Source organism: Bradyrhizobium sp. McL0616 (genome assembly GCF_049993385.1).
Taxonomy (GTDB): domain Bacteria; phylum Pseudomonadota; class Alphaproteobacteria; order Rhizobiales; family Xanthobacteraceae; genus Bradyrhizobium.
In genome coordinates, this window is record NZ_CP188255.1 from 6,414,122 (window position 1) to 6,433,771 (window position 19,650).

A 19,650-nucleotide genomic window follows, 5' to 3' on the forward strand; every position below is an offset into this window, starting at 1 on the left:
TGAGGACAGCGAGATGCCCGTGCCGAGCGATCTAAGCGTGACCAGGGACACCGCGTCTCGCCGCCGCTACCGTTTCGGCCCGTGGCTTGCGCTGGCTAGCCTGCTCTCGGTGCTGACGGTCGGGCTGGCGCTGGCCTATTGGGTCTGGCAGCCGGCGACGCTGCGCATCGCCGTCGGGCCGGCCGGTAGCGACGACCAGACGCTCGTGGCGGCCATCGCCAAGGCGTTCGATGGCAAGACGGTCGATGCCAAGGGCGGATCGGTGCGGCTCGTGCCGGTCGAGAGCGACGGCACGCTGCAAAGCCTCAATCTGCTCGGGGCTGGCAAGACCGATCTTGCGGTCGCGCGCGGCGATCTCACTATGCCGCCCGACACCAATTCGGTCGCGATCCTGCGCCGGAATTTTGTGGTGCTGTGGGCGCCGACGGGACGCAAGGGTACGCCCAAGTCGAAGGTCACTGAGATCGCAGCACTCAGCGGACGCCGCATTGGCATCGTCGGTCTCGGCGATGGCAATCTCAATTTGCTACGCGTCATCCTGGGTGAGTCCGGCGTCAATCCACAAAAGGTGATGACCAGCCAGTTCGGCACCGACCGCATTGCCGAGATGACCCAGGACGGCACGCTCGACGCCTTCATGATGGTGGGCGCACTCGACGACAAGGTCATCGCGGAGACGATTGCCGCGACCACGCGCCTGCGCGGCGATCCGAAATTCCTCTCCGTCGACGTCTCCGAGGCCATTGCCGAGCGGCATCCACTCTATAAATCCGAAGAGATCCCGGCCGGCGCATTTGCCGCCACGCCGCAGCGTCCCGACGACAAGATCGAAACAATAGCGGTCAATCATCTGATCGTGGCGCCGAGCTCGCTGTCAGAAGACGCGGTCGCAGCTTTCACCCGCGAGCTGTTCGCGATCCGGCCATCGCTTGCAAAGGATCTGCCTGGCGCGAGCCACATCCAGAAGCCCGACACCGACAAGGACGCCGCGCTGCCGGCCCATCCCGGTGCTGCCGCCTTTATCGACGGCAATGAGCGCAGCTTCATGGACAAGTACAGCGACTACATCTGGGGCGCGGTGCTGCTGCTGTCCGGCATCGGTTCGGTCGCCGCGTGGTTGCGGCATTATCTGCGGCGCGAGGAGCGCAGCCAGAACGCACAGCATCGCGACCGCCTGCTTACGGCGATCACCAGCGTGCGCGAGGCGAATTCGGTGGACGATCTCGCTTCGATGCAGAGCGCGGCCGACGACATCTTGCGCGAGACGCTTGCCTGTCACGAGGACGGCGCCATCGAGGACGGCGACCTCGCCGCCTTCGGCCTCGTGCTGGCGCAGTTCCATCAGGCGATCATCGACCGCCGGGCCGTGATCGCCCGAACGGACGACACCGAGAAGCCTGCGAAGCCGGGCGGCGCCGTCCTTCAACAGGTCCCTATCTCCACGGCTGCACGATGATCTTGGTGTGCGCCTCGGGATTGGCGAGGTCGGCGAACGCCTTCGCTACACCATCGATGCCGACCTCGGCGGTCACCATCGCGGCGGCATCCACCTGCCCTTCCGCGATCAGGCGCAGCGACGCTGCGAACTCATCCGGCGTGTAGCCGAGCACATACTGGACATTGAGCTCCTTCATGATGCCGAGCATGGGTTCGCTCTTGTCGGTCTCCATGCAGACGCCGACCACGACGACTTTGGCATCGCGCGGCGCGCCCTCGAACACCTGCTGCAACAGGCCGGGCACGCCAACGCATTCGAAGATGATCGCGGGCTTCAGCGCCGGCAGCATGGCCTGGAGCGGCGGTCGCGCCGCCTTCTCCGCCTCCGACATCTGCGCATGCTCGGCCCAGGTCGCATAGGGCTGCGACTCCTTGGGATCAACAACGATGTCAGCGCCGAGCTTTGCCGCGAGCGCGCGGCGTGCCGGCGAATAGTCGGCGGCGACGATCGGATGCAGGCCCCTGATCTTCAGCGCGGCGATCACGGCGAGCCCGACCGGCCCGCAGCCGATCACGAGCGGCACCTCGCCGCCACGGATATTGGCCTTCGCCACGGCGTGAACGCCGACGGCGAGCGGCTCGGTCAGCGCGGCATGTTCGGGCGCAAGACCGTTCGGCACTTCGAGCAGCAAGGGCTCGCTGAGCAGCATCGCTTCCGCATAGCCGCCGACATTCTCGTTGGAATAGCCGATGCCCTCGATACCCTGGGCTGTCAGCAGTGCTGGCAGCGAGCAGACGCGGGCGCCGGGCTTGAGCTTGCGCGTCGTGCCCGGACCATAGTCGACGATCTCGCAGCAGAACTCATGGCCGAACACGACGTCGCGGGTGAGGTCCATCGGCTTGCGGCCGACCTTCCGCGACATTTCCACCATCCGTGGCGCATGCTGGCGCGCGTGCAGGTCGGAGCCGCAGATGCCGCAGGCGAGCGTCTTGACCAGCACCTGGCCGGGGCCCGGCGTCGGTTCTGCCATCCGGTCGACGACAATCTCACCATTCCTGAAAATCGCAGCGCGCATCCGGCTCCTCCCCTATTGTTGGAACCGTAGATAGCACGAAGCGGGACGCGAAATATTGCGTCAGGGGTTCGGGGAACGCTCGGCCTGCACCAGAAGCTGGGCACGGCGGATCCGCTCGCGATGGGCGATGTAGAGCCCGCTGGCGACGATGAATGCCGCGCCGACGATGGTCCACAGATCCGGCAACTCGCCGAAGATGAAGAAACCCAAAATGCTGACCCAGAGCAGTTGCGTGTAGGAGAACGGCGCCAGCACCGAGGCATCGCCGTACCGATAGGCCAGCACGACGATCCACTGGCCGACGGTGGAGGCAACGCCGATCACGATGCCAAGTCCGATCGCGGTCCAGCTCGGCGTCACCCAGACGAACGGCACCATGACGCTGAGGATCGCAACACCGGTGAGCGCGGAATAGGCCATCGTGGTGACGACGGCTTCCCGCCCGCTGATCATGCGGGTCAGGATCAGTGCAGCAGCCCAGCAGAACGCCGAGATGATCGGGAAGAACGCGGCGACGTGAAACGCGCTCGAGCCCGGCCGCAGGATGATCATCACGCCGATCAGGCCGATCGCGGTCGCGATCCAGCGGCGCATGCCGACCTTCTCGCTGAGGAAGATGATCGACAGCGCAGTGACGAACAGCGGCGAGACGAAGCCGGTCGCGGAGGCTTCCGCTATCGGCAGGAAGCTCAGGCCCGTGATGAAGAACAGCGACGAGCCGAGCAGCGCGGCGCCGCGCATCAGTTGCAAACCGAGGCGCTCGGTCCGCATCGCATAAAACGGCGAGGCCGGCACCATCACTGGCATGAACATCAGCGCGAAGGTGACGAAGCGGATCCAGGTGATCTCGATCGAGGGCAGGCTTGTCGACAGATATTTCGCGGTGACGTCGGAGCAGCCGAGAAACACCGTCGACAACAGCACCAGCGCGATACCTTTGAAGGGATGATCGACGCGCGCAGGCGCGCGGCGGCCGACATGCTTCTTCTCGGGCATAGGCACGGAAATACTGTCGAGCCTTGCGGCTACGGCGGGCGGCGGGGTCACGGCTGGAACCTGGGAAATTACGATTCGGGGACGCTCGTAAAAAACGACAAATGCGCCGCTTTCACAACTTCCGAAAACAGGATGCCGATATGCGCCGATCGCCGCGCGCGTCAATATTCCATTAATAATAGGCGTTTGTGCACTACAGCATAGGCAGGCCGCGCGGCTTCGGACCGCGCGGAAACGCCGCATCCAGCGCCGAAATCTCGTCCTTCGTCAGCACGAGATCGCCGGCTGCCGCATTTTCGCCAGCATGTTCGGCGGACGACGCCTTCGGGATCGCAAACACCGTAGTCGCACGGGTGAGGAAGCTCAGCGCGACCTGACGCGGCGTCGCGCGACGCGCCTCTGCGATGCGCGCAAGCACGGCGCCGCCCTTGCTGCTGCTTGCAGGAAAATCATCGTGACCGAACGGCGAATAGGCGACGACAGCGACGCCGCGCGTCTCGCACCAGGGGATCACCGCATGCTCGATCGCGCGCTCCTTGAGATGATAAAGCACCTGATTGCAGGCGATCTTGCCTTCACCAGAGACGTCGAGAATTTCGTCGAGATCGTCGGCGTCGAAATTGGAGACGCCCCAGGATTTGATCTTGCCGGCCTTCACCAAGTCCTCGAACGCGGCGACTGTATCCTCGAGCGGATAGGAGCCGCGCCAATGCAGCAGATAGCAATCGAGACGATCGGTCTTCAGCCGCTTCAGCGAGCGCTCGCAGGCCGTGATGGTGCCGCGGCGCGAGGCGTTGCTCGGCAGTACCTTTGAGACGAGAAACACTTCATCGCGCCGGCTGGCGATCGCGTCCGCAATGACGAGCTCAGCGTCGCCATACATCTCGGCTGTGTCGATATGGGTCATGCCGAGATCGAGCCCGCGCTGAAGCGCCGCGATCGCGCGCTTGCGGTCGCCATGGTCGAGATACCAGGTGCCCTGCCCGATGACGGAGACATTGGCGCCGGTTTTGGCGAAGGGTTTTTTGTTCATGTTGTTCCTTCAGATGCTCTACAGCCCGCTGATGTCAGCAACCAGCACGCTGCCTGTTGCAGACTCCGTGATATAGAGCCGATCTTTCTTCGCGCCACCGATGGCGACATTGGTGCAGTTCGGCCCCGCGCACGACTTGATCCGCGCGATCAATTCGCCGTTCGGCGCGAACACGAAGACATGGCCGAGCGACGCATGGCCGACGAAAAGGCGCCCCTTCGCGTCCATGGTCATGCCATCGGGACCGCTGGTGCCGAACAGCGCGCAGAAGCGACCGACCTTCGAGACGCTGCCGTCCTGCATGAACGGCAGCCGCCACACTGCATTGTCACGCGTCATCGCGACGAACAGCACGGATTCGGTTGGGTCGAGCACCAGCCCGTTCGGACTGATGCCGGTATCGATCAGGCAATCGAGCCGGCCACTCCGCGTCAGACGATAGACCCGGCCGCTCGGATCGTGCAGGCCGGTCTGGCCTTGATCGGTGAAATAGATGTCGCCGTTGGAGGCAAGATGCAGATCGTTGCAGCCGCGGAACGATTCCGAATTACGCGCAGTCAGCACCGGCTTGATCCGGCCGGCCCTGGCATCGAGCTCCATGATCCCATGCATGTAGTCGGCAACCAGGATGCGACCGTCGGCGGCGATCTTCAAGCCGTTCGGCCAGCCCTCGTACTCGATCACGAGCGACCATTCGCCATCCGGCGCGATGCGGAAGATGCGGCCGAAAGGAATGTCGACAATGTAGAGATGGCCGTCCTTGTCGAAGGACGGCCCTTCGATGAAGCTGTCGGTCGGCACACCCGGCCGGTTGGCATCGGCCCAATCGGTCCGCACGCCCTTGCGGCGGAATTTGTCGGGCATGGCGGAGAAGATTTTGGTTTCGATCAGGCGCGGCGGCGTTTCCAGGTACATCATGGTTGTTCTTGGTTGCGAGGATCGTTGGGCTGATAGACTGCGTAGCAGCATAGAACACAACGACAGCCGCGTCGATTGGCCGGGGCCTACCCGCCGCGTAGCACCCTGAGCGCATTCAGGATCACCGCGACGTCGATCGCCTCCTGCAACAACGCACCTTCGACCGGCGTGAGATAGCCGAACGCCGCAGCAATCATGCCGAGAGTGGACAGGCCGATCCCGGCGAAGACGCTTTCGAGCGCGATGAAGCGTGCGCGGCGCGCGATCTCGATCGCCGGCACGATGCGATCAAGGCTGTCGACGAGCAACACGGCGTCGGCTGCCTCCGCCGACGCGGCGGCACCTTTCGCGCCCATGGCGACACCGACATCGGCCGCAGCCAGCGCAGGCGCGTCGTTGACGCCGTCACCGACCATCATCACCAAGCCGGCCTTGCGCTCGGAGAGCACGACCATGACCTTCTGGTCCGGCGTCAGCTCGGCGCGCACCGCATCGAGCCCGAGGCCGGCTGCGACGGCATCGGCTACGTCGCGGCGGTCGCCGGTCGCCAGCACGATGCGCTCGATGTCGAGCGCCCGAAGCCTTGCCAGCAGCGCCGCGATGCCGGCGCGAAGCTCGTCGGCGAGCACGATGTGGCCGGCGAGCTGTCCGTCGACCGCAAGCCACACCACCACGGCGCCCGGAGAGTCTTGGGCTTGTACGTGCTCGAGGCCACGCCCCGTTTGCGTCAGTTGCGCGCGCACATAGCTGATGCCGCCGACCGCCGCGCGACGACCTTGCACCGTTCCCCGGATGCCCTCGCCCGGTGTCTCGACCATCTCGGCCGGCACCGTCAACGCGAGGTGCCGCCGCTGGGCCTCGGCGACCAAAGCCCGGGCGATGACGTGCTTTGACGCCTGGTCGAGCGAAGCCGCGATGCGGATCACCTCGTCGTCGGCAAATCCTTCGGCGGCTCGGATCGCGACCACCCGTGCCTCGCCGTCGGTCAGCGTCCCGGTTTTGTCTACCACCAGCGAGCGGATGCGCGCCATGGCCTCCAGCGCCTTGCCGCCCTTGACGAGGATGCCGTGACGCGCGGCACGCGACAGGCCGGCGACGATGGCGACGGGTACAGCGAGAATCAGCGGACACGGGGTCGCCACCACCAGCACCGCGACCATGCGGACCGGGTCGCGCGTCCAGGCCCACGCGCCGCCGGCAATGACAAGCGTCGCGACCAGGAAAAACAGGGCATAGCGATCGGCGAGCCGCACCATCGGTGCTTTCGAGCGCTGCGCAGCCTCGACGAGACGGACAATGCCGGCATAAGTACTCAGTGCAGCCGGACGCGCCGCAATGAAATCGAAGGCTTCGCCCGCATTGGTCGCACCGCTCATCAAGGCCTCGCCGGCGGTGCGCTGCACCGGCAGCGACTCACCCGTCAGCGCCGACTGGTCGAGCACGGCGAGCGGGCTTGCAAGTGTGCCGTCGGCCGGCACGATCTCACCCTGGCGGATCAAGAGCCGGTCGCCCGACACGATCAGGTCGACGCCGATCTCCTCAAACTGACCATCGCGATGACGCATCGCGGTGCGCGGTGCGCGAGACAGCAGCGCAGTCATCTCGCGCCGCGCGTGGCCTTCGGCGAAGTCTTCGAGATATTGTCCGCCGGAATACATCAGTGCGACGACGACGGCGGCCAGCTCTTCGCCGACCGCGAGCGCCGACGTCATCGAAAGCGCAGCGACGATGTCGAGACCGAACTCGCCGCGCCGCAGCCGGCGTACGATTTCCACCAGCAGCGCCAGCAACGCCGGCAACGTCGCGACCGCCCAGACCAGATCGCTCCATTGGTTCCAGGCGGTGGCACGCAGGACAAACCCCAGCGCGAGACCGGCGGCCGGAAAGCCGATCAGGAACGGACGAATGGGGACGTCGGACTGAGGCGCGGACACGGCCGATCCCGGGCGGGTTGCTCGACAGACAGTATCGCAAGGCGGCCCGGCACCGTGATGACCTGGATCAAGCCATCAGCCATTCGACCTGGTGACCCGCAAGACGCTGCCATGCCCCGCGAAGCCGGACGATGACCGGGGACCGGATCATGCTTTAGCCCGCGGCGCCTGCAAGCTTCGCTTGCTTCGCCGGCACCACCTCGTTCGTCGCGATCAGGCGCTTCAGCTCGGGGATGCAAGAGCCGCAATTGGTGCCGGCCTTGAGCTTTGCGCCGATCTCGGCCGCCGTGCGCGCGCCGGCGGCGATGGTGTCGCAGATGGTGCCGCGGCCGACGCCGAAGCAGGCGCAGACGATCGGCCCGGTCGCGGCGGCGCCTTCGCTGGACTTGCCGGACAGCAGCATGCGGCGCTGATCGTCGGTGACGCGATCGGCGGCGAACACGCTCTTCACCACCTCCCAGTCGCCGGCATCATGCGCTGGGCCGACGAACAGGCATGTCTCGATGCGATCGCCCGCGAACGAGGCCGCGCGATAAACGCCCCCGCCGAAATCGCGGTACTCGGCGACATCTTCGCCCGCGACTCCATCGAGCCAGGCCGGCCAGCGCGCCAGATCGGCATTGTCGGCGAAGAGATAGCCGAAGCCGCCGGCGACGGTCGCGCGGGTCCACAACAAATTCGGCGGCAGATCGAGCTGCTTGCGCGACAGCGCAAAGCCGCGGAAGACGTATTCATATGGCGCGATCGCAGCCGGCGTCGCCTTCGATTCCGGCTGGCCCGAGAACGGATCGGTGAACGGCGCGGCCAGCGCACCGACCCGGCCGTGCGAAGCGTTCATCTCGCTCCAGTGGATCGGCGCAAACAGCATCCCGCGCTGCTGCCGATCGCTGACGACGACCTTCAGGATGCACTGGCCGTAATCGGTGGTGATGCGGGCGAAACCATCATGAGCGATGCTGTATTTGTTGGCGTCGTCAGGATGGATCTCGACGAAAGGCTCAGGCAGATGCGCACCGAGGCGCTTGCTCAGGCCCGTGCGCGTCATGGTGTGCCACTGGTCGCGGATGCGTCCGGTGTTGAGCCGCAATGGCCGTGACGGGCCGGTCTCGCCGCGCAGCGCCGGCACCTCCGGCGCGACGAAGCGGCCCTTGCCGTCATTGGTGAAGAAGCCGCCTTCCGCAAAAAGCGTTCGCGGGGCGCCTCGCCTTCGCGTGCCGGCCACAGCACCGGCTTCAAGGTATCGAAGGCTTCGTCGGACAGCGACGTCAGCGCGCCGATGTCGAAATCGCGGCTGCCATTGTTCTCGAAGGCCGAGAGCGCGGCATGCTCGCGGAAAATGTCGGCGGCGGATTTGTAATTGAAACTGTCGCCGAAGCCGAGGCGCTTGGCGGTCTCGCTGAGGATCCACCAGTCCGGCCGCGCCTCGCCCGGCGCCGGCAGGAACGAGCGCTGGCGCGAGATGCGGCGTTCGGAATTGGTTACCGTGCCCGACTTCTCGCCCCAGGCGAGCGCAGGCAGCAGCACATGCGGGCCGGCATCGACGGTGTCGTTGGACAGCACGTTCTCCGAGACCACGAACAGCTCGAGCTTCTTGAGAGCCTCGCGCACGAAGTCAGCATCGGGTAGCGACACCGCCGGGTTGGTGCCCATCACCCACAACGCCTTGACCTCGCCGCGGTTGATCGCCTCGAACAACTGCACCGCCTTCAACCCTTCATGGGTGGCAATGCGCGGCGCCTTCCAGAACCGCCGCACGCGGTCGATGTCGGGCGGCGTGAAGTTCATATGCGCGGCGAGCTGATTGGCAAGGCCGCCGACCTCGCGACCTCCCATCGCGTTGGGCTGGCCGGTGAGCGAGAACGGCGAAGCACCCGGCTTGCCGATGCGCCCCGTGGCGAGATGGCAGTTCAGGATCGCATTGACCTTGTCGGTGCCCTGCGCCGACTGGTTGACGCCTTGCGAATACAGCGTGACGACCCGCTCGGTCTCGCGGAACATCTTGAAGAAGCTCGCAACGTCCTGCTCGGTCAGCCCGGTCGCAAGCGCGGTCGCGGTGATGCTGCCGGCGATGTTACGCGCGCGGGCCAGCGCGTCATCGAAGCCCGAAGTGTTGCTGGCGATGTAATTCTGGTCCAGTGCACCGCTGTCGACGAGATGGACGAACAGGCCCGAGAACAACGCGGTGTCGGTGCCGGGCTTGAGGCCGAGGAACAATTCGACGTCGCTCGCGGTGTCGGTGCGGCGCGGATCGATCACGATCATGCGCGCGCCGCGCTCCTGCCGGTTCTTCACCATGCGCTGGAACAGCACAGGGTGGCTCCAGGCCGCATTCGAGCCGACGAAGACCAGAAGATCGGCCTGGTCGAGATCCTCGTAGCAACCGGGCACGGTGTCGGCACCGAAGGCGCGGCGGTGGCCGGCGACCGAGGACGACATGCAGAGCCGCGAATTGGTGTCGACATTGGCAGTGCCGACGAAGCCCTTCATGAGCTTGTTGGCGACGTAATAGTCCTCGGTCAGCAACTGGCCGGAAAGATAGAACGCGACCGCGTCGGCACCGTCGCGCGCGACGATGTGCTGCATGCGATGGGCGACGTGATCGAGCGCATCGCTCCAGGCCACGCGCTCGAGCACGCCCTTGCAGCGGATCATCGGATAGAGCAGCCGGCTCTCGAGCCCGACAGTCTCACCGAGCGCGGAGCCCTTGGAGCACAGCCGGCCGAAATTGGCGGGATGATCGGGATCGCCGGCGATCGCGGCGCCACCCTGGCCGTCGGGCGTTGCCAGCACGCCGCAGCCGACGCCGCAATAGGGGCAAGTCGTCTTGGTGGCGCGGAGGTTTGGGTCAATCGCCGTCATCGTCAAGCCGCCTTTGGCGGGAGTGCGAGCGCGCGGCCGAACATCATGTCGGTGCGGAACGCGGTGATCTTCTCGCGGGTGCGGATCAGCTCGAGATACCAGAGCGCATCGGCGGTATCGCCGATCAGCTCCGCGCCGGTGAGGCATCCATCGGCGATCACAAGCTTCTTGTAACTCCCACGCCTGCGGTCGGTGAGCACGAGGCTTTCGCTGCCCTCCCCGCCCACGAAGTCGCCGGCGGAGAACACGCTGACGCCGGACACTTTCAGATTGGTCGAGACCACGCTGCCGTGGTAGGCGGCGGGCCGGCCACCCAGATGTCGCGCCAGCACGCGCGCCTGCTCGTAGGCCGGCTCGACCAGGCCATAACAGGTGCCGCGATGCTCGGCGCATTCGCCGACCGCAAAAATGTCGGACGAAGCGGTCTGCATCACGTCGTTGACGACGACGCCGCGGTTGACCGCGATGCCTGCCTCCTTGGCCAGCGCAATGTTGGGCCTGATACCGGCGGCGAAGATCACGGCGTCGGCCTCGATGCGGCTGCCGTCGGCAAGCTCGACGGCTTCGACGTGACCGTCGCCATGAATGCACTTGGTGCTGGCATTGAGCAGGATGCGGATGCCCTTGCGCTCGACCAGCGTCTTGAGCAGGTCGGAGGCGGGCAGATCGAGCTGGCGCTCCATCAGCCGGTCCATCAGATGCAGCAGCGTCACCGGCGCGCCGGCCTTGGCGAGACCGTAGGCCGCCTCTAACCCGAGCAGGCCGCCGCCGACGACGACGACGCGCTTTTTGCCGGCTGCGAGCGTCAGCAACAGGTCGACATCGCGGGTGTCGCGAAAGGTGTGCACACCGGCCAGATCGGCGCCCGGCACGTTGAGCCGCAGCGGCGTCGAGCCGGTCGCGAGCACGAGCTTGGAATATTCCATGCTCTCTTCGCCAGCGATCTTGAGCTCGCGGCGGCCGGTGTCGATCTCGGTGACGCGATAGCCGTAGCGCACCGTGACGCCGCGATGGCGCCACCAGTCGGCGGGCCGCAGCTCGATCTCGTGCGAGCCGGTCTCCCCCGCAAGCACGGAGGAGAGCAGCACGCGATTGTAAGCGAGCCGCGGCTCTTCGCCGATCACAGCAACCGCGTAGCGGCCGAGCGCGGTCTTGGCGAGCTCGTCCACCAGACGCGCGGCGGCCATACCGTTACCGACGATGACGAGCGGTTCACTCACAAGGCATCTCCTATTCAGCGGCCTGCGACTGTGCGCCGTAGGCCTCGGAAATCATGAAGCCGGACAGCACGCCGTAGGCGTCGGTCCAGGCGGTAGCCAGTTCGGGCGTCCAGGCCTCGCCGAGGCCCTTCTCCAGGGTCCACAGCAAGGTCGCGCCGACCACGGGGTAGTGCTCGGCCTTGGCGCCATAGCCGACGTGACGCTTGGCAAGCGCGGAGGCCGCGGGAAGAATCGAGTCCAGGTTCGACAGGCCGCCGACGACGGCGGCGAGCATGCCCATCAGCTTCTTGCGCTGCTCGGTCATGTCTTCCGGAAACATCGCGCGCACGGACGGCGCCACCTCGAACAGGCGATCATAGAACAACACGGAGGCTGCTTCTGAAATCGGCGCGACCTTGGAAAAGCTCTGCTGGACGAGGGTGATCTGTTCGGGTGTCATGTTGTTCTCCTGCCTGTTTCGGTTTGCCTTGGTGCGCGCCGTTGCGAACAAGGTTCATGGGTCAAACGTCATCAGAGAGACCTCTCCCCGCGTACGGGGAGAAGCGAGTTTCATACCAAGTTGTCACACCCGTGCTTCAGCGAGGCTTGGCGCGCCTTCACCCTGCGGGCTACGACGCAGGTAGAACCACCAGGTCAGCGCGAGGCAGGAGGCGTAGAAGCCGAGATAGATCGCGAGCGCGAGCTGCGGCCCGCCGGTCATGGCGATCGACTTGCCGAAACCGGTCGGGATCAGATAACCGCCGACGGCACCGACCGCGCCGATGAAGCCGACCGCCGCACCACTCTCGATGCTCGCCGTCTTCAGCGCGACCGCGCGCGCCGCGTCGCCCTTGCCGCGCACCTTGAACAGGTTCTGCTCGCGGAAGATCGAGGGGATCATGCGGTAGGTCGAGCCGTTGCCGATGCCCGTCGTGACAAACAGGATCAGGAACATCGACAGGAAGCCGATGAAATCCTTCTGCCCGACGAAGTAGAGCACCCCGACCGTCGCCGCCGCCATCGCCATGAAATTCCAGAAGGTGAGGATGGAGCCGCCGATCTTGTCGGCGAGCAAGCCGCCGAGCGGACGCGACAGCGAGCCGACCAGTGGCCCGAGGAACGCGATCGCGATCGTCACCGTCGGAAACTGCGTCTTGATCAGCAGCGGAAACGCCGCCGAGTAGCCGATGAAGGATCCGAACGTGCCGATATAGAGATACGCCATGATCCAGGTGTGCTTGCGCTTGACCACCGCGAGCTGGTTCTTGATCGACGACTTGGCCGTTGTGAGGTTGTTCATGAAGAACACCGCACCGAACACCGCGATCGCGATCGGCAGCACCCACATCAGGCCGGCGTTTTGCAGGAACACACCGCCGACGGGGTTTGCCTGGAACAGGTTGATGATTCCGAGCGTCATCAGGATCGGCGTCAGGAGCTGCACGCTGGAGACCCCGATATTACCGCCGGCAGCGTTCAGACCGAGCGCCCATCCCTTCATCCGGTCCGGGAAGAAGAACGAGATGTTGGTCATGCTGGAGGCAAAATTGCCGCCGCCGAGACCCGCGGTCGAGGCGATCAGCAGCATCAGCCAGAACGGCGTATCGGGCTGGCCGACGAAATAGGCGAGCGACAGCGTCGGAATGAACAGGATCGCCGCGCTGAAGATGGTCCAGTTGCGGCCGCCGAAGGTCGTGACCGCAAACGTATAGGGGAAGCGCATCAACGCGCCGATGAGCCCCGGCACGGCCACGAGCTGGAACAGCTCGTCGGTCGTGTAATGGAAGCCCGCCTGCGGCAGCTTGGTGGTGACAATGCTCCAGATCAGCCACACCGAGAAGCCGATATGCTCGGCAACGATCGACCAGATCAGGTTACGCCGAGCGATGGTCTTACCGCCCGCATTCCAGAACGCCTCGTCTTCGGGGCGCCGGTCAGAAATCCAAGTCTGATTTAGAGACGGATCCTTCGTCATTGAATATCCCTTCTAGGCTCACCGCTGCGTCGTTGCAGGGTCTGCCTCCGGCCACGGAGGCACGCTCCGAGGCCAAGCCCCGGTGGCGAGTTCACGATGCTGATTGATGATGTTGAGGGACGTCGTCGTTGGCGTCGCGAATTAGCATTTCAAATTCCGTGCCAATTGCGCGCAGTCGAGAAATATAGGGAATTCAGGGACTTATTCGAATTGACCGAAATATTTGCAGGGTCATTTCGCACGCAAATTTTGCGATTCGCTCAATCCTTGTGCGGCGCACAAGGATTGAGCTTGATGGCTTCAAATTAGGCGCAACCCATCGCGCGTTAGCCACGCGTTTTACGCGGCTTCGACGAAGCGATGACGCTCGTAGAGGAATTCGAGCACGCGCTGCCGGCACTTCAAATAAGTCGTGTTGGTGGCGAGCTCGAGCCGCTTGCGCGGACGCACGAGCGGGACCTCCAGCACCTCGCCGATGCGCGCGGACGGCCCGTTCGTCATCATCACGATGCGATCGGACAACAGCACGGCCTCGTCGACATCATGGGTGATCATCAAAATGGTATTGCCGAGCTTCTGATGCAGCGCCATCACAGAGTCCTGGAGATGGGCGCGGGTCAAAGCATCGAGCGCGCCGAAGGGCTCGTCGAGCAGCAGCACCTTCGGCTCCATCGCCAGCGCACGCGCGATGCCGACGCGCTGCTTCATGCCGCCGGAGATTTCCGAGGGACGCTTGTCCCTGGCATGCGCCATCTGCACCAGGTTGAGATTGTGCATGACCCAGGCGTCACGCTCGGCGCGGGACTTGGTCCTGGCAAAAACCTTGTCAACGCCGAGCCTGACGTTCTCGTAAACCGTGAGCCACGGCAAAAGGCTGTGGTTCTGGAACACCACGGCGCGGTCGGGCCCCGGCGAGTTGACCTCGCGGTTCTCCAGCAGCACGCCGCCGGTGGTGGCGCCGGTCAGCCCAGCGACGATGTTGAGCAGGGTCGACTTGCCGCAGCCGGAATGGCCGATGATCGAGACGTATTGCCCCTTCTCGATCGTCAGGTTGATGTCCTTCAGCACCTCGGTCGTGGCATTGCCACGGGTAAAGATCTTGTCGATATGGTCGAGCTTCAGATAGGCGTTCATGTGCTCTCTCCCCTCAGTTCGGCGCGGTGCCGCGAGTGACGATCTTGCCGAGGCCCGCGATCAGGCGATCGAGGACGAAGCCGACGATGCCGACATAGAACAGCGCCAGGATGATTTCGCTGATATGCGAGGAGTTCCAGGCGTCCCAGATGAAGAAGCCGATGCCGACGCCGCCGATCAGCATTTCCGCCGCGATGATGGCCAGCCAGGACAGGCCGATGCCGATGCGCAAGCCCGTGAAGATGTAGGGCGCCGCCGCCGGGATCATGATCTTGGCGAAGAACTCGAGCGGATTGAGCTGCACCACTGCGGCGACGTTGCGGTAGTCCTGCGGGATGTTGCGGATGCCGACCGCGGTGTTGATGATGATCGGCCAGATCGAGGTGATGAAGATGACGAAGATCGCCGACGGCTGGCCGTCGCGGAACGCCGCGAGCGACAGCGGCAGCCAGGCGAGCGGCGGGATGGTGCGCAAGACCTGGAATAGCGGATCCAGCCCGCGCATCGCCCAGACGGATTGACCGACCAGCACGCCGAGCGCGATGCCGGCGATCGCCGAGAGCGAGTAGCCGAGCGCGACGCGCTGGAGACTTGCGGAGAGATGCCAGAACAGACCCTTGTCGATGCCGCCATGGTCGAAGAACGGATCGAAGATCAATTCCTTGGTGTCCTTGAACACCTTTGACGGCGGCGGCAGCGCCGAGCCGGCGCGGCGACAGACGAGCTCCCACACCAGCGCCAGCAGCGCGACCACGACGAGCGGCGGGATGACGCGCACCGCGGTCTCCCGCGCCATCCGCGCGTAAGCCTCAGCTCGCGGCGGGCGCTTCGGTGTCATCGCGACGACCGGCGCGGCAGCCCCCGCAGGCGTCGCGGTCTCAACATCCATCTTCGTGGCAGGCATGTTCATCGCAATCTCTCTCCGGCTTCGCAAGCAACGATGCGGCCGCCCTGGGGCGGCCGCAGGCTCCCATCAGACTTCGACGCGCTTGATCGCGAGCGACTTCAGATAGGCGGCCGGATTTTCGGGATCGAACACTTTGCCGTCGAAGAAGGTCTCCTTGCCGCGCGAGGTCGAGGCCGGGATCTCCGCCGCCGCGACGCCGAGCGTCTTGGCCGCATCGCGCCACATGTCCTCGCGGTTGACCTTGGCGATCAGCGCCTTGCTGTCGAAGCCGGGCTCGTATTTGCCCCAGCGGATGTCCTCGGTCATGAACCAGAGATCGTGGCTCTGGAACGGATAGGACGCGAAGTCGCGCCAGTACTTCATGATGTGCGGCGAGTTCTCCACGACCTTGCCGGCGTTGCCGTAGTCGAACTTGCCCTTGGCGCGGTCGGCGATGTCCTCGACCGGGCAGTTGATCCACTGGCGCTTGCCCATGATGGTGGCGAGCTCGTCCTTGTTCTCCATCTTGTCGGCCCATTGCTGGGCTTCCATCACCGCCATGATGATCGCCTTGGCCGCCTTTGGATTCTTGTCCACCCAGGCCGCGCGCATGCCGAGCGATTTTTCCGGATGCTTGCTCCAGATCTCGCCGGTGTTGACGGCGGTGTAGCCGATGGCCTGATGCACGAGCTGCCCGGGCCAGGGCTCGCCGACGCAGAAGGCGTCCATGGTGCCAACCTTCATGTTGGCCACCATCTGCGGTGGCGGCACGGTGATGGTCTCGACGTCCTTGTCCGGATCGATGCCGCCGGCGGCGAGCCAGTAGCGGACCCAGAGATCATGCGTGCCGCCCGGGAAGGTCATCGCGACCTTCGCCGACTTACCCTCGGCCTTCTTCTTCTCGAACACCGCCTTGAGCGGCGACGCATCAGCACCGATCTTGAGATCGGCATATTCCTTGGCGACCGAGATGCACTGTGCGTCGAGATTGAGCCGCGCCAGGATGTACATCGGCGTCGGCTGGCTGTTCTGCGTCACCTTGCCGGCCGAGATCAGATACGGCATCGGGGTGAGGATGTGCGCGCCGTCGATGCCGTTGCCTTCGGAACCGAGCACGAGGTTGTCGCGGGTCGTGCCCCACGAGGCCTGCTTCTGCACGTCGACGTCGGGCATGCCATACTTCGCGAACAGCCCCTTGTCCTTGGCAACGAACAGCGGACCGGCATCGCTGAGCGCAATGAAGCCGAACTTGGCGCCCTTGACCTCTGGGCCTGCGTCCTGCGCGAAGGCGCCGGCTGGGAAATTGAGCTTGGCGGCGGCGAGAGGGCGGCGGTGCTGCCGGCGGCCTTCAACAATTGACGGCGGCTGAGGCCCGAGGGCCGGCGGATGCGCTTGGTCATGATTGGTGTCGTCCTTTGCGTCGTTGCAGAATTGATGGCGTCAGTGCGTGCGAGCAGCCCGTCCGTCCGGTGACGCCTGAAAAAGGCGCATGCGAACGCGCGACGGAGGGAACCCCCGTCTGGTGGCGTCAGCAGTTCGGATGAGAAGTCTCGCGGGACGGCTTCAATGGCGTCAGCTTGAATGATTCAAGCTTCATGCCAAGCAAAATGACGCATAAAATATATTTATATCAATTACTTATAATGCGCGCGCCGGATTGTCGCAGCGCCCGGCGCACACGCCAGATCTGCGATCCGCCTAGATTTTGTGCGCCGCACATAAACTAGGCAGACCGGATTCACATCATGCTAGGCCGGCTCCGCCGCCTTCGTCCCCAGCGGCTTCGGTGCCATGCCGCCGCCCGGCTTGAGGTGGAATTCGTAGCTCATCAGGTGCCACTGCCCGCTGGCCTTGCTGCCGTCGGGCATCGTCGGATCGTTGCGCGGCTCGACCTTGGCGATGAGGTCGTCCTTGACCCCGAACACCACGTCGGAATCGAGATATTTGTCGCCGGCCATGAAGACGTGGGTGATCAGCGGCTCATAACCCTTCGCATTGACCAGGAAGTGCACATGCGCAGGCCGCATCGGATGCCGCTTGGTCTGCACGATCATCTCTCCAACCGGCCCGTCGGTCGGGATCGGGTAGCTGCACGGCAAAATGGTGCGGAAGAAGAAGCGGCCGTCGTTGTCCGTGATAAAGCGCGCCCGCGCCGAAGCGCCGACCTCGTCATAGTTCGTTTTCTGTGAATCGTAGAAGCCGTCATCGTCGGCATGCCAGACGTCGACGGGAACGCCTGTGAGCGGCTTGCCCTGGAGATCGGTGACGCGGCTCTGCACGAACATCCGCTCGCCGGTGAGATTGTTCGGCGAGATGTCGGTGCCGTGGGCCGTGACCTTGTGCTCGCCGACATAGAACGGGCCCAGCACCGTGGTCTGGGTGGCACCGTCGCGATCGCGATGGTTGACGGCGTCGACCAGCATGGAGACGCCGAGCACATCGGAGAGCAGGATGAACTCCTGGCGCGTGTCGGTGCATTTCTGGCCGGTGCGGGTCAGGAAATCGATGGTGTATTCCCATTCCTCGAAGGTGAGACCGGTCTTGCTCACGTAATCGTGCAGCGACTTCACCAATTCCTGGAGCAGGAATTTTGCACGCGGGTTTGGTGCGTTGTCGAAGCTCTTGACGACGGCTTCGGTGAGTTCGGTCTCGTTGAACTGGGTCATGATGCGCTGCCTTGCGTTTTTCTCGTTGGCCCCATTCGAGGTCCTTGGGGCTTCCTGGAGGCGTTCCAGGCTAGAGCCTACACCAGTACGCCTGCGCGCGTTAAGCGCGACTCGCTTGGAATATGGCTGTCATTTCGGCTATCACCTTCCTGAGAAACTGCCCTGAGGAACTGATGCTCGCCCCTACCCCCGCCTCGCCCGAATCCGTCGGCCTGTCCAAGGCCGCGCTCGACCGCGTCGATGCTCACCTGAAGACCCGGTACATCGATGCCGGCCGCTTCCCGGGCACGCATCTGCTGGTCTATCGCCGCGGCAAGATCGCCCACAGCTCGGTGCAGGGCTTTGCCGATGTCGAGCGCAAGGCGCCGGTCAAGGATGACACCATCTATCGCATCTACTCCATGACCAAGCCACTCACCAGCGTCGCCTTCATGATGCTGGTCGAGCAAGGCCTGGTCGCGATCGACGAGCCCGTCGCCAAATACATCCCGGAATGGAAGGATCTCGGCGTCTTCGTCGCCGGCAACGCCCCGGCCTTCCTGACCCGGCCGCCGACCCGGCCGATGCTGATCGTCGACCTCTTGCGCCACACCTCCGGGCTGACTTACGGCTTCCAGCAGCGCTCCAATGTCGACGCCGCCTATCGCACCGAGAAGATCGGCGAGGTCGAGAAATCCGGCACGCTCCAGACCATGATCGAGAGCCTTGCAAAAATCCCGCTGGAGTTCTCGCCGGGCGAGTCCTGGAACTATTCGGTCGCGACCGACGTGATCGGCTACCTCGTCGGCAAGATTTCCGGCATGCCGTTCGAGCAGTTCCTCAAAACACGTATCCTCGATCCGCTCGGCATGACCGACACCGACTTCCACGTGCCAACCTCCAAGGCGCACCGTTTCGCCGCCTGCTACAACGCCGATCCCAGTGGTGGCTTCACGTTCCATGCCGGCCAGCGCCGCGAGGGCCTGACGCTCCAGGACGATCCGACCAAGAGTTCGTTCCTCAACCCGCCCTCCTTCATTTCCGGTGGCGGCGGGCTGTGCTCGACAATGGCGGACTATCTCACCTTCTGCCGCGCACTGCTCAATGGCGGCGAGCTCGGCGGCGTCAGGCTGATCGGACCGAAGACGCTCGCGCTGATGACGAGCAACCACATTCCCGGCGGGCAGGCGCTGCCGGAAGTGTCGCGCTCGCTGTTCTCGGAAGCGAGCTATAATGGCATCGGCTTCGGTCTCGGTTTCGCCGTGACCATGCGCCCGGCCGAGAGGCTGGTCGCCGGCAGCCCCGGCGAATACAATTGGGGTGGCGCGGCCACGACCTCGTTCTGGATCGATCCCGCCGAGGAACTGATCACGATCTTCATGACGCAGGTGCTGCCGTCGAGCGCCTATCCGCTCCGGCGCGAGCTGCGCAGCATGGTCTACGCCGCGATCACCGAGAGCAATCTGTAAGCCTCTTTTGCACTGCACCTTGCGCGCCGCGCAGATGCCGGCGCGCAAGCCGTCCGAAAAGCGCAGTGGCGGAATACCGGCGCTGCTTT

The 19,650-nt window shown here is 64.5% G+C and carries 13 protein-coding genes and 2 pseudogenes; 2 read left to right on the forward strand and 13 right to left on the reverse strand.

The annotated features are described in order from the left end of the window. The first annotated feature begins 13 nt into the window (after positions 1-13). Positions 14-1,456, forward strand: a complete 1,443-nt coding sequence (locus ACPPVR_RS30990; protein WP_426610338.1) for a TAXI family TRAP transporter solute-binding subunit — start codon at positions 14-16, stop codon at positions 1,454-1,456. On the opposite strand, the gene ACPPVR_RS30995 is transcribed toward ACPPVR_RS30990, so the two are convergent. The 13 genes and pseudogenes from ACPPVR_RS30995 to ACPPVR_RS31055 all read right to left on the reverse strand — a co-directional run bounded on the left by ACPPVR_RS30995 (position 1,434) and on the right by ACPPVR_RS31055 (position 18,113). After that, positions 1,434-2,513: a zinc-binding dehydrogenase gene (locus ACPPVR_RS30995; RefSeq protein WP_426610339.1), complete on the reverse strand. Its 1,080-nt coding sequence runs from the start codon at positions 2,511-2,513 to the stop codon at positions 1,434-1,436. The two genes, ACPPVR_RS30990 and ACPPVR_RS30995, sit on opposite strands and share 23 nt — an antisense overlap. A gap of 60 nt (positions 2,514-2,573) precedes the next feature. Further along, positions 2,574-3,509 carry a DMT family transporter gene (locus ACPPVR_RS31000; RefSeq protein WP_426616217.1) on the reverse strand — a complete coding sequence of 312 codons (936 nt, stop codon included), beginning with the start codon at positions 3,507-3,509 and terminating at the stop codon, positions 2,574-2,576. Positions 3,510-3,702: 193 nt separating this feature from the next. Continuing rightward, complete coding sequence (locus tag ACPPVR_RS31005) at positions 3,703-4,542, reverse strand: aldo/keto reductase (RefSeq protein ID WP_426610340.1); 840 nt, start codon at positions 4,540-4,542, stop codon at positions 3,703-3,705. Between the two features lie 18 nt (positions 4,543-4,560). Beyond that, positions 4,561-5,457 carry an SMP-30/gluconolactonase/LRE family protein gene (locus tag ACPPVR_RS31010; RefSeq protein WP_426616218.1) on the reverse strand — a complete coding sequence of 299 codons (897 nt, stop codon included), beginning with the start codon at positions 5,455-5,457 and terminating at the stop codon, positions 4,561-4,563. An 89-nt stretch (positions 5,458-5,546) separates the two neighbouring features. Beyond that, a complete protein-coding gene (locus ACPPVR_RS31015; RefSeq protein WP_426610341.1) occupies positions 5,547-7,394 on the reverse strand; it encodes a heavy metal translocating P-type ATPase in 1,848 nt (615 codons plus the stop codon). Between the two features lie 154 nt (positions 7,395-7,548). Continuing rightward, positions 7,549-10,253, reverse strand: a pseudogene (locus tag ACPPVR_RS31020) (molybdopterin-dependent oxidoreductase). 2 nt (positions 10,254-10,255) lie between these two features. Next, entirely contained in the window at positions 10,256-11,473 is a 1,218-nt protein-coding gene (locus ACPPVR_RS31025) for an NAD(P)/FAD-dependent oxidoreductase (protein ID WP_426610342.1), read from the reverse strand. 10 nt (positions 11,474-11,483) lie between these two features. Continuing rightward, complete coding sequence (locus ACPPVR_RS31030) at positions 11,484-11,912, reverse strand: globin family protein (protein WP_426610343.1); 429 nt, start codon at positions 11,910-11,912, stop codon at positions 11,484-11,486. A gap of 123 nt (positions 11,913-12,035) precedes the next feature. Then, complete coding sequence (locus ACPPVR_RS31035; RefSeq protein ID WP_426610344.1) at positions 12,036-13,427, reverse strand: MFS transporter; 1,392 nt, start codon at positions 13,425-13,427, stop codon at positions 12,036-12,038. Between the two features lie 339 nt (positions 13,428-13,766). Next, entirely contained in the window at positions 13,767-14,561 is a 795-nt protein-coding gene (locus ACPPVR_RS31040) for an ABC transporter ATP-binding protein (protein WP_426610345.1), read from the reverse strand. 13 nt (positions 14,562-14,574) lie between these two features. Continuing rightward, on the reverse strand, positions 14,575-15,471 hold the full coding sequence (gene ntrB / locus ACPPVR_RS31045) for a nitrate ABC transporter permease (protein ID WP_426610346.1): 897 nt from the start codon (positions 15,469-15,471) through the stop codon (positions 14,575-14,577). Between the two features lie 63 nt (positions 15,472-15,534). After that, positions 15,535-16,847: pseudogene (locus tag ACPPVR_RS31050) on the reverse strand (CmpA/NrtA family ABC transporter substrate-binding protein). A 348-nt stretch (positions 16,848-17,195) separates the two neighbouring features. Beyond that, positions 17,196-18,113, reverse strand: coding sequence for a dioxygenase (locus ACPPVR_RS31055; RefSeq protein ID WP_426610347.1), 918 nt, complete (start codon positions 18,111-18,113; stop codon positions 17,196-17,198). A gap of 173 nt (positions 18,114-18,286) precedes the next feature. On the opposite strand from ACPPVR_RS31055, the gene ACPPVR_RS31060 reads away from it, so the two are divergent. After that, positions 18,287-19,561 carry a serine hydrolase domain-containing protein gene (locus ACPPVR_RS31060; RefSeq protein ID WP_426610348.1) on the forward strand — a complete coding sequence of 425 codons (1,275 nt, stop codon included), beginning with the start codon at positions 18,287-18,289 and terminating at the stop codon, positions 19,559-19,561. Positions 19,562-19,650 lie beyond the last annotated feature (89 nt).